Origin of the sequence: Streptomyces sp. TRM68367 (genome assembly GCF_014495685.1) — a bacterium.
GTDB lineage: Bacteria > Actinomycetota > Actinomycetes > Streptomycetales > Streptomycetaceae > Streptomyces.
Map to the genome: position 1 here is coordinate 26,608 of NZ_JACTVI010000082.1, position 10,017 is coordinate 36,624.

Genomic DNA, 10,017 nt, shown 5'->3' on the forward strand with positions numbered 1-10,017 from the left:
GGGTCCGGCCCGGGATCCGAGACGGTCCCCGGTGCGGGTGCCAGGGGATGCCGGGCCGGGTCCGAGACGGTCCGGGTGCGGATTCCAGGTGGTCCTGAGCCGGTCCGGGTGCGGATCCGAGGTGGTCCTGAGCCGGTCCGGGTGCGGATCCGAGATGGTTCCGGCCGGGTCGGACACGGCCGGGGCTCAGACAGGGCGGGCGCGGATCCGGGGTGGATTTCGGCGCGGGCCCCGGAACGAGACGGTTGCCGGTCAGGGGCCCGCGCCAGACGGCGCCGATGTCAGCGCGGCCGGTGTTCCCAGCCGCGGTCGGTGCGGGTCAGTTCGCGAAAGCCCGCGCCGGCCAGCCGGTCGATCATGGTCTGGTCGGTGGCGGATTCGTAGGTGAAGAGCCGGCCGACGCCGCACAGGCGCAGCCAGTCTGCGGCCTGCGCGAGGAGCTGCTGTTCCAGGCCCGTGCCGTACTCGGCGGGGTCGATGTGCAGGTTGCCGATGTCGGCGAGACCCGCGGCCGCGCGCGTTGCGCTCGGGGCGGGTCAGGGCCGTGTCGACCTCGATGAAACCGAGGGCGCGTCCGTCGGCGTACGCCGTGCGGCGGGTGCCGCAATCCCCCAGCGTGCGCGCGTACGTCACACCCGGCCGCGGCGCCGGTGACGGCAGGTCGGCCACCCGCGCGAGCAGGATCACCTCCGTGTGCCCGACGTGCCGGAAACCGGCGCGTTCGTAGACGGCGCGGATGTGCGGCCAGTTCCGGGGCAGCCCGTAGACCGCCGGGGCGGGCAGCTCGCCACTGGCGTACCGGAGACGGACGTTCCAGCGGGCGAGCTGCGCCAGGCAGGCGGACATCAGCTGTTCGGCGGCTTGGTCGGCGTCGTGCCAGACGGACGCCGTCGGATGGCACACGAACCAGTCGATCTCCCCGACGTCCCGGTAGCTCTCGCCGACCTCGTCGTCGGCCCGGTAGCGCAGCAGATGGGCCGCGGCGACGATGTACCGTCGCTGCTCGGCGACGTGGGTGACCCACTCGGCCACCCACGGGTCGGTGATGAACTCGCCGGGCCGCCGTTCCAGGTCGCTCAGGACGGTGTTCACGGAAACGGAGATGCCGGGGACGACGGCGGCGACGTGCTGGTTGACCAGTTCCGTGACCTGGTCGCGGTCGTCGCGGCGGAAGGGGCGCACCGTGGACGCGGGCATGCGGAACCTCCGGGCAGAGTGAAGGGCTGGAGGACCGCCATGCGGTGCGGTACAGGGCCGAGAGTACGTCGGGCCCGCGGTGCGTACCAGTGGATTTTTTCCCACCCCGCATCGGCGAGGACCGGCCATCGTGCTCCGAACAGACGTCGGACCGGCTCGCTCCCCTGGCCGACGACCCGCCACCTGCCGCGCTCCCTCGAATGCTCCCCGTGTACATCCTTGCGCTCGCGTGCGCGCCGTCGGGCCCGGGCATCCCTTGACCGACCGACAGACCGCCCGGCGGGCGGGACGGCCGAGCGGGGAGGTGCCCGTGCACGGACCGGCGTCGTCCGGCTGGCTGCTGGTCGCGCTGTGCGCGGCGACCGGCGCCTACTGCCTGCTGCGGATGCGCAGCAGCGTCGGGGAGCAGCGCCGGACCGCGGGCGGCGAGGCGCTCATGGGCTTCGGCATGGCCGCGATGGCGGTGCCGGCGGCGGTGTTCACCCCGCCGTCGTGGGCCTGGTCCGCCTACGCGGCCGTGTTCGGCGCGGCCGCGCTGGACGCGCTCTGGGCGGCGCGGAGAAGCCCGCACCATCTGCACCACCTGGTGGGGACCGCGGCCATGGTCTACATGGCGATGGTGATGGCCGGCTCCCCCGCCCACGCGCACGGCGGCTCCGGCGTACCGCTCCTCACCGGGGCGCTGCTGCTCTACTTCACGGCGTACGTGCTGCTGACGGGCGTCCGGCTGGTGCCCGTCCCCGCCGGGGCCACGGGCGGCCCGGCCACCGGGTCCGGGTGGGGCGACCGGCCCGAGCTGGCGCGGGCGTGCCGCTTGTCCATGGGCATCGCGATGGTGGCGATGCTGCTGACCATGTGAGACCGGCCCCCGGCCGCATGTCCCCGGCCACCCCGGGTCCGGTGCACGGAGCCGTTGCCTGCGTCACTTTGCCCCGTCCGCCCGTACCCCGGAGCCGCACGCCGCTCATAGGCTGCCCCCATGATGCTCCCCGCGGCACTGTTGCTGCTCGGCGCCCTCACGGCCGTCTTCGCTCCCCGGCTGCTCGCCCGGGCCGGCTGGCCGGACCGTGAACCGGTGGTCGCCCTGTGGATGTGGCAGTGCGTGATCGCGGGCGTGCTGCTGTGCTGCGCGCTGTCGATGACGCTCAGCGCGGCGGCCGCGTGGCGGGCGGTGGGTGGCCGGGTGTTCGCGACGGCGCCGTCCGTGGTGGTGGAGGCCTACGCGCTCGGTACGGCCGGGCCGTGGGCGGCGGCCACCGCGGCCGCGCTGGCGTGCGGCGGGCTGTGGAGCGCCGTGATGCTGGCCCGGGAGGTCGTACGGGCACGGGCCCGCCGTCGGCGGCGCAGGGCCGAACTCATCGACGGGGCCCCGCTGTTGCCGGGCGAGGAGCGGGGGCGCCGGCTCGTCGTGCTGGAGAGCGAGCGGCCCGATGCCTGGTGGCTGCCCGGCTCGCCCCCGCAACTGGTCGTCACGACGGCCGCGTTGCGCCGTCTGAAGGGGCGTCAGCTGGACGCCGTGGTGGCCCACGAGCAGGGGCACGCGCAGGCGCGGCACGACTGGCTGCTGCACTGCTCGGCCGCACTGGCACACGGGTTCCCGCAGGTGCCGGTGTTCGCCGCGTTCCGGGACGAGATGCACCGGCTCGTCGAACTCGCCGCCGACGACATGGCCTCCCGCCGCTTCGGCCGGCTGACGACCGCCCTGGCCTTGGTCGAGCTCAACAAGCACCGCGGCGTGTTCGGCCCCTGCCCGACCCCGCAGGCCCATGTCCCGGCCCGCGTGCACCGGCTGCTCACTCCCCCGGACAGACTGCCGCCCGTTCGCCGCCTGCAACTGACGGCAGCGGCGGCACTGGTACCCGTGGTACCGCTGCTGCTGGCGTTCGGCCCGGGGCTGCGGGCGCTGGGCTGACCGGCAGGCGCCGCACACCGGGCCGCGGGCGCCGGATCGGCCGGCGCAATGGCTGCGGACACCGTCAAAACGACAGCTGCGGAACCCGGACCGTCCAGCCACCATGCCTCTCCCAGAACAACAGTTGACCACCCCCGGGGCTGGCCCCCGGCCCCACCGGTCGGCAAGGATCAGACCATGCACACCTCGTCCGCCGACTCCCCGCCCCGTCCGCCGCAGCACCGCACGGCAACGCGCGGCGCCGGTGTCCTGGCCCTGTGTTCCGTCCTGCTGACCGCCCTGGTCGCGGCCAGATGGCACCCGCTGACGAGTCTGGACGGCGACGTCTCCCGCACCACCCACCGCTGGGCAGTCGACGAACCCGGCCTCACGCACGCGAACCGCATCCTGACGGACTGGGTGTGGGACCCCTGGACGATGCGCATCCTGTGCGCCGCCGCCGCGCTGTGGCTGACGTGGCGGCACGCGGCGCGCTGGACGGCCGTGTGGCTGGTGGCGACCGTCGCGCTGGGCACGGCGTTGCAGCAGTCCCTGAAGGTCGTGGTCGACCGCGCCCGCCCGGTCTGGCCCGACCCCGTCGACTCCGCCCACTACGCGGCGTTCCCGTCGGGCCACGCCATGTCCGCCGTGGTCGTGTGCGGCCTGCTGCTGTGGCTGCTGCACCACCACGGCACCTCGCGTGCCCTGTGGCACACGGCGCTGGCCGTGGCCCTGGTTTCCGTGCTCGGCGTCGGCCTGACCCGGGTGTGGCTGGGCGTCCACTGGCCCTCGGACGTCGTCGGCGGCTGGCTGCTGGGCGCCCTGGTCGTGGTGCTGGCGGTGCTGGTCCACCGGCGGTGGCACCGCGCCGCCGCGGAAGAGCACCGCGCTGCGATGCGGGACGCGGCCCCCTGAGATCCACGACGGAACGCAGCTCGTAGGATCCTCCCATGACCGCCGTGCTGTTCGACTTCTCCGGAACGCTCTTCCGCGTCGAGTCCACCGAGTCCTGGCTGCGCGGAACCCTGGACGGCGCCGGAGTCGCCCTGCCCGAGCCGGAGGTGTCGGCCACGGCGCGGGCGCTGGAGGCGGCCGGGGCGCTGCCGGGCGGGGCGAATCCCACGCAGGTTCCGGAGCACCTCGTCGAGGTCTGGCGGATCCGCGACCGGAGCGCCGACCTGCACCGGGCCGCCTACACCGGCCTCGCCCGGCAGGTCCCGCTGCCCGACCCGGCGCTCTACGACGCGCTGTACGACCGGCACATGGCCCCGGCCGCGTGGCAGCCGTACCCGGACGCCGCCGAGGTACTCGCCGCCCTGCGGGAGCGGGGCGTCGCGGTCGGCGTGATCAGCAACATCGGCTGGGACCTGCGCCCGGTCTTCCGTGGGCACGGCCTGGACGCGTTCGTCGACGCGTACGTCCTGTCGTACGAGCACGGCGTGCAGAAGCCCGATCCGCGGCTGTTCGCCCTCGCCTGCGAGGCGCTCGGGGCCGATCCGGGCAAGACGCTGATGGTCGGCGACGACCGGCGGGCGGACGGCGGCGCGAGCGCCCTGGGGTGCGCGGTGCACTTCGTGGAGCACCGGCCGGCGGCCGAGCGGCCGGACGGGCTGCGGGCGGTGCTGGACCTGCTGCCCTGACCGGGGCCTCGCCTGGCAAGGCGCAAGGCCCTCGGATCACCGCTGACCTGCGACGACGGCCACCTGTGCGCGCCCGCCTCGGACGATCCCCCGCGTCGCCCGAGGCAGACGGCAATGCCGGGCAGTCCCGCAGAAGAACTGTCCGGTCGCGCTGAGTATAGTTGGCTGGCAGCCAGTCAACGCAGGAGTTACAGCATGTCCCCGCGCAGCGCCTCGGTCAATGAAGAGCTGCGGAGGCGTTCGAAGGAGCGGCTCCTGCAGGCCGCCGTCGAGCTGGTCGGTGAGCGCGGATACGAGGCGACGACCCTCGGCGACATCGCCGACCGGGCGGGCTCCGCGCGCGGACTGGTGTCGTACTACTTCCCCGGCAAGCGCCAGCTGCTGCAGTCCGCCGTGCACCGGTTGATGCACCGCACGCTGGAGGAGGCCCTGGAGCGCGAGCCGCGCACCAAGGACGGCCGGGAGCGGATGGCGCGGGCCATCGACGCGATCCTGGGCCTGGCCCGGGACCGGCCGGTGCTGATGCGCGAGCACATGGCCGGGCTGCTGCAGGCCGAGGGTTTCGTGCCGTGCCCGGAGCAGCGGCGCCTGGCCGAACTGCTCAGGGACACCGTCGCCCGGAACGGCTCGCCGGACGTCGACAGCGACTATCCGAGGCTGCGCGCGCTGCTGATGGGTGCCGTGTACGCGGCGCTGGTGCCGGGGGTGCCGATGCCGGTGCCGGTGCTGCGGGCCGAGTTGTTCCGGCGCTACCGGCTCGACTGGGAGCTGGGGGTCCCGCCGGACGCCAAGGCGTCCGACGGGACCTGTGACACGGACCTGTCACGGTTCTTCGCGACCGGGGCGGCACCCGGGTGCCGCACGGACGGTCAGTCGAAGTAGTCCGGCTGCGTCTGCACGTTGAGCTCGTGCATCCGGACCCACTTGGCCGGGTCCGTGCGCCGGTCGTTGATCTTCAGGACGTCGAAGCCCTTGGCCATGTCGTTCGAGTAGATGTAGCCGTTGTAGTAGTACGCCGACCAGGAGCCGCCGGTGACGATCTGGTCGGTGGACAGCGGGCCTCGCTCGAAGTAGCCGATCTCCTTGGGGTTCGAGGAGTCGGTGAAGTCCCAGACGGAGACGCCGCCCTGGTACCAGGCCTGGACCATGAAATCCTTGCCCTTGACCGGGATCAGCGAGCCGTTGTGCGCCACGCAGTTCTCGGTGTCCGCCTGGTGGCGGGGGATCTTGAAGTAGCTGCGGAAGACGAGCTCGCGCTCGTCGCCCTTGCCGACGATGTCGTAGATGCCGTCGGCGCCCCGGTTCGGGCCGGTCGCCGCGTTGCAGGTGGCGCCGCCGCCACCGCCCAGCTCGTCGGTGAACACGACCTTGTTCGCCTTCTGGTTGAAGGTCGCCGAGTGCCAGAACGCGAAGTTCACGTTGTCCTGCACCCGGTCGATGACCTTCGGGCGCTCCGGGTCCTTGATGGAGAACAGGATGCCGTCGCCCATGCAGGCGCCCGCGGCCAGGTCCTTGGACGGCAGCACCGTGATGTCGTGGCAGCCGGTGGTCTTCGAGACGCCCGGGTTGGTGGGCGCGCCCGGGTTGCCGCCGCCGTCCGGTCCCTCACCGGGGAACAGCACCGGGAAGCCCACGACCTTCGCCTTCTCGGGCGCGTGGCGCGGCACCTTGATGACCGAGATGCCGTCGTGCGGCGGCTGGCAGTCCGGGTAGGTGGCGCTCGGCGAGTACGAGGAGACGTAGACGTAGACGTTGCGGCGCTCGGGCACCAGCGTGTGGGTGTGCGAGCCGCAGGCGGTCTCGACGGCGGCGACGTACTTCGGGTTGCGCTTGTCGCTGATGTCGAAGACCTTCATGCCCTCCCACGAGGACTTCTCGGTCGCCGGCTGCGTGGTGCTGTTGCAACTGCTGTCGCTGCGCGAGGAGTCGGTCGACAGGAACAGCAGGTCGCCGGAGACGGAGACGTCGTTCTGCGAGCCGGGGCACAGCACCTGCGCGACGGTCTTCGGCGCCTTCGGGTTGCTGATGTCGAAGATGCGGAAGCCGTCGTAGTTGCCGGCGAACGCGTACCTGCCCTGGAAGGCCAGGTCCGAATTGGTGCCGGGCAGCGCGTCCTTGGGGACGTTGGCGACGTGTTCGATGTTGTCGGTGTGGACGATCTCGTCCTTGCCGGGTATCTCGCCGTCGGCCATCGCCTCCCGTACCTCGGCCTGCGCGCTCTTGGAGACGTCCTTCGGCGCGGACGGGCCGTCCCCGGGGTCGGGGATCGCGCCGGCCGGGGCCGCGGTGAGCAGCGTGGCCAGCAGCCCGGCGGCGGCCACGCCGACCCCCAGACATCTGCGCCGTGTTCGCGGGTCTTTCAACAGGATCACTGTTTCCTCCCTTGTGCCGTTCCGCTGCGGAACGGTTCATGCATCACGAAGTATTGTCTTCGCCATGCACATACCAACAGAGGAAAACGATCCCGCAAAGAAGTTTTCCGACCAGTAACGCATGGAAACGTGCTAGGACGTTGATCACACCCACCCGGTATCCCCCATCTCGCCCGCCACAGGAGGTCGTTGTGCTCATCCGCCGTGCGTCCCACGCGTTCCTCGTATCGGCCTCACTGGCCGTTCTGGCCCTGTCCACGCTCACGGCCTGCGACTCGGGGGAGTCCGGCGACAAGGCCAAGGCGGCCGCGGGCAGCGGGCCTTCGGTGCTCGCGCCGGGCAGACCCGGCGAGCCCAACCGCGAGTTGAGCGCGCAGGAGGCCGCCGAGCAGCGAGCCGAGGACGACTCCCCCAACTCGGCGGACGTCGCCTACGCACAGATGATGATCGAGCACCATGCCCAGGCCCTGGTGATGACCGAACTCGTCCCGGACCGCGTCGAGTCGGCGAAGGTGGAGCGCCTCGCCGAGCGGATCTCGGTCGCACAGGGGCCTGAAATCGACGCCATGAAAGGCTGGTTGAGGTCCCACGGCAAGCCGGAGAAGGGCACGGGGCACGACCACGGCGCGATGGCGGGCATGGCGACCGAGGCCCAGCTGACGAAGCTGCGCGCGGCGAAGGGGAAGGCGTTCGACGAGCTCTTCCTGACGCTGATGATCACCCATCACCAGGGGGCGGTCACGATGGCCACGGACGTGAAGGGGCAGGGCAACAACATCCGGATCGAGGAGATGGCCGACGACGTGATCGCCCAGCAGACGAGCGAGATCACGCGGATGCGCGCCATGCTGTGAGCGGCCTGCGGACTCGCGCCCTGAGCGGCCCGCGGACTCGGCCCCTGCCCGGTCCGCTCAGCGCCGGGCGCGACGCGGCGCCAGGAAGCCGTCGTCGCGCGCCTGCCCGATCAGCCTGAGCGACCGGCGCCGGCTGTGCCCGGTCGCGCACATCACCGCGAGCACGGGGTCGGCGCCCTCCTCCTGGGCCGCGCGGTACTTCTGCGCGACGAGCCGGCGCCCCTCGACGCCGCGCGGCCATGCGGGCCGGGCCCGGCGCGCTCCCCCGCACCCGTCGGATCCGGGCGCCGTGCCGCACGCCTCGCACACCAGCCCCTCGATCCAGTCGGCGAGCACCGCGAGGTCGTCCAGGGACAGCGCCGGCCGGGCCCGTACGTCCTCGACGGAGAGGCACCCCTCGGGCGAGACCACGGCGAGCGCGTCGACGCGGGCGCCGTCGCCGAACTCCAGCCGGACGGTCAGCCACGACGTGGCGTCGCCGTTCTCCCGTACCTCCCACGCGGGCCGCACGGACACCGCACCGTCCTCGGGGCACCGGTCGGACAGATTAAGAAAGGATGCTTCAAGCACACACGCAACGAAACCGCATGATCACATTCCATACGAATGAACACGCTTCCCGTACGGCGCACAGCACCCTGTCAGCGGAGCGCCCGCGGTGCGATGCTGGACTCATCAGCGACTCCTGGACGTCCCCCGGGGTGAGGAGTTCCGCAGTGCTGCGTGTCGCCGTCGTCGGTTCCGGGCCGAGCGGGTGCTACACCGCCCAGAGCCTTGTCCAGCTGGATCCCGAGGTGTGCGTCGACGTCCTCGACCGGCTGCCGTGCCCGTACGGCCTGGTCCGGTACGGCGTGGCGCCGGACCACGAGAAGATCAAGTCCCTGCAGGGCAACCTGCGCGCGGTGCTGGAGCACGACCGGGTGCGGTTCCTCGGCGGTGTCCAGGTCGGCCCCGGCGGGATGCCGGCCGAGCGGCTGCGGGAGCTGTACCACGCGGTGGTGTACTGCGTGGGCGCCGCCACCGACCGGCGCCTGGGCATCCCCGGCGAGGAGCTGCCGGGCAGCTGGTCGGCGACGGAGTTCGTGTCCTGGTACAGCGCGCATCCGGACGCCGTCGACGACGGCTTCGTGCTCGGGGCGCGGTCGGCCGTGGTGATCGGCGTGGGCAACGTCGCCGTCGACGTCACGCGGATGCTGGCCCGCGCCGTGCCGGACCTGTCCCCGACCGACATGCCGCAGGCCGCGCTCACCGCGCTGGGCGCGAGCCGCGTGACCGACATCCAGATGGTGGGCCGCCGCGGCCCCTCCCAGGCCCGCTTCACCACCAAGGAACTGCGCGAACTGGGCGCCCTCCCGGACACCGACGTCACCGTGGACCCGGCGGAACTGTCCCTGGACCCGGCGTACACCGACCCCTCCGGACTCCCCGCCGCACAACGCCGCAACGTCGAGGTCCTCCGCGGCTGGGCCGACACACAGCCGCGAGGCGCTCACCGCCGCATCCGCCTGCGCTTCTTCCTGCGCCCGGTCGAAGTCCTGCCCGAGGACGGTCACGTAGGCGCCGTACGCTTCGAACGCACAGCACCGGACGGCCACGGCGGCGTGACCGGCACAGGCCAGTACGAGGACATCGCGGCCCAGCTGGTCCTGCGCTCGGTGGGCTATCGCGGCGTACCACTGGAGGGCCTCCCGTTCGACGCTGCGACCGGCACGGTCCCCCACCTGGCCGGACGCGTACTGGACGAGGGCGCGGTCGTACCGGGCGCGTACGTGGCGGGCTGGATCAAGCGCGGCCCCACGGGAGTCATCGGCACCAACCGCCCGGACGCCAAGGAGACAGTGACGTCCCTCCTGGAGGACGCCCCCCTGCTCGAACACCGCCAGGTCCCCACCGACCCACTCGCAGCCATGCGCGCCGACGGCATCAACCCGGTGGAGTGGACAGGCTGGCAGGCCATCGAACGGGCGGAGGCAGACCTAGTAGACTGTCGCGGCTAATATTTGGGATAAAGGTGACGCAGTTTGATGCGTGCATCGTGGGTGGTGAACTGCCAGTCCACCTGA

9 protein-coding genes and 1 pseudogene are annotated in these 10,017 nt (G+C 72.2%); 7 read left to right on the plus strand and 3 right to left on the minus strand.

Features of this window, described 5'->3' with window-relative positions; translation table 11 throughout:
- Positions 1–281: 281 nt before the first annotated feature.
- Positions 282–1,197, minus strand: a pseudogene (locus tag H8R17_RS34630) (GNAT family N-acetyltransferase).
- A 310-nt stretch (positions 1,198–1,507) separates the two neighbouring features.
- Between H8R17_RS34630 and H8R17_RS34635 the strand changes: the two are divergent.
- From H8R17_RS34635 to H8R17_RS34655, 5 genes are all read left to right on the plus strand, one after another.
- Positions 1,508–2,056 (plus strand): DUF5134 domain-containing protein, encoded by a 549-nt coding sequence (locus tag H8R17_RS34635; protein WP_187827187.1) that lies wholly within the window; start codon positions 1,508–1,510, stop codon positions 2,054–2,056.
- A gap of 120 nt (positions 2,057–2,176) precedes the next feature.
- Positions 2,177–3,109 carry a M56 family metallopeptidase gene (locus tag H8R17_RS34640; RefSeq protein WP_187827188.1) on the plus strand — a complete coding sequence of 311 codons (933 nt, stop codon included), beginning with the start codon at positions 2,177–2,179 and terminating at the stop codon, positions 3,107–3,109.
- A gap of 177 nt (positions 3,110–3,286) precedes the next feature.
- Positions 3,287–4,003 (plus strand): phosphatase PAP2 family protein, encoded by a 717-nt coding sequence (locus tag H8R17_RS34645; RefSeq protein ID WP_187827189.1) that lies wholly within the window; start codon positions 3,287–3,289, stop codon positions 4,001–4,003.
- A 35-nt stretch (positions 4,004–4,038) separates the two neighbouring features.
- Positions 4,039–4,728 (plus strand): HAD family hydrolase, encoded by a 690-nt coding sequence (locus H8R17_RS34650; RefSeq protein ID WP_187827190.1) that lies wholly within the window; start codon positions 4,039–4,041, stop codon positions 4,726–4,728.
- A gap of 195 nt (positions 4,729–4,923) precedes the next feature.
- Positions 4,924–5,610, plus strand: coding sequence for a TetR/AcrR family transcriptional regulator (locus H8R17_RS34655; protein ID WP_187827191.1), 687 nt, complete (start codon positions 4,924–4,926; stop codon positions 5,608–5,610).
- On the opposite strand, the gene H8R17_RS34660 is transcribed toward H8R17_RS34655, so the two are convergent.
- Positions 5,598–7,100 carry an LVIVD repeat-containing protein gene (locus tag H8R17_RS34660; protein ID WP_187827192.1) on the minus strand — a complete coding sequence of 501 codons (1,503 nt, stop codon included), beginning with the start codon at positions 7,098–7,100 and terminating at the stop codon, positions 5,598–5,600. The genes H8R17_RS34655 and H8R17_RS34660 overlap by 13 nt on opposite strands.
- Positions 7,101–7,291: 191 nt before the next feature.
- Here H8R17_RS34660 and H8R17_RS34665 point away from each other — a divergent pair, with 191 nt between their 5' ends.
- Positions 7,292–7,954 (plus strand): DUF305 domain-containing protein, encoded by a 663-nt coding sequence (locus tag H8R17_RS34665; RefSeq protein WP_316959612.1) that lies wholly within the window; start codon positions 7,292–7,294, stop codon positions 7,952–7,954.
- A gap of 57 nt (positions 7,955–8,011) precedes the next feature.
- Here the strand turns inward: H8R17_RS34665 and H8R17_RS34670 are convergent, their stop codons facing one another.
- Entirely contained in the window at positions 8,012–8,470 is a 459-nt protein-coding gene (locus H8R17_RS34670; RefSeq protein ID WP_187827193.1) for a DUF6214 family protein, read from the minus strand.
- Positions 8,471–8,670: 200 nt separating this feature from the next.
- Here H8R17_RS34670 and H8R17_RS34675 point away from each other — a divergent pair, with 200 nt between their 5' ends.
- Entirely contained in the window at positions 8,671–9,951 is a 1,281-nt protein-coding gene (locus H8R17_RS34675) for an FAD-dependent oxidoreductase (RefSeq protein WP_187827194.1), read from the plus strand.
- The last annotated feature ends 66 nt before the right edge of the window (positions 9,952–10,017 follow it).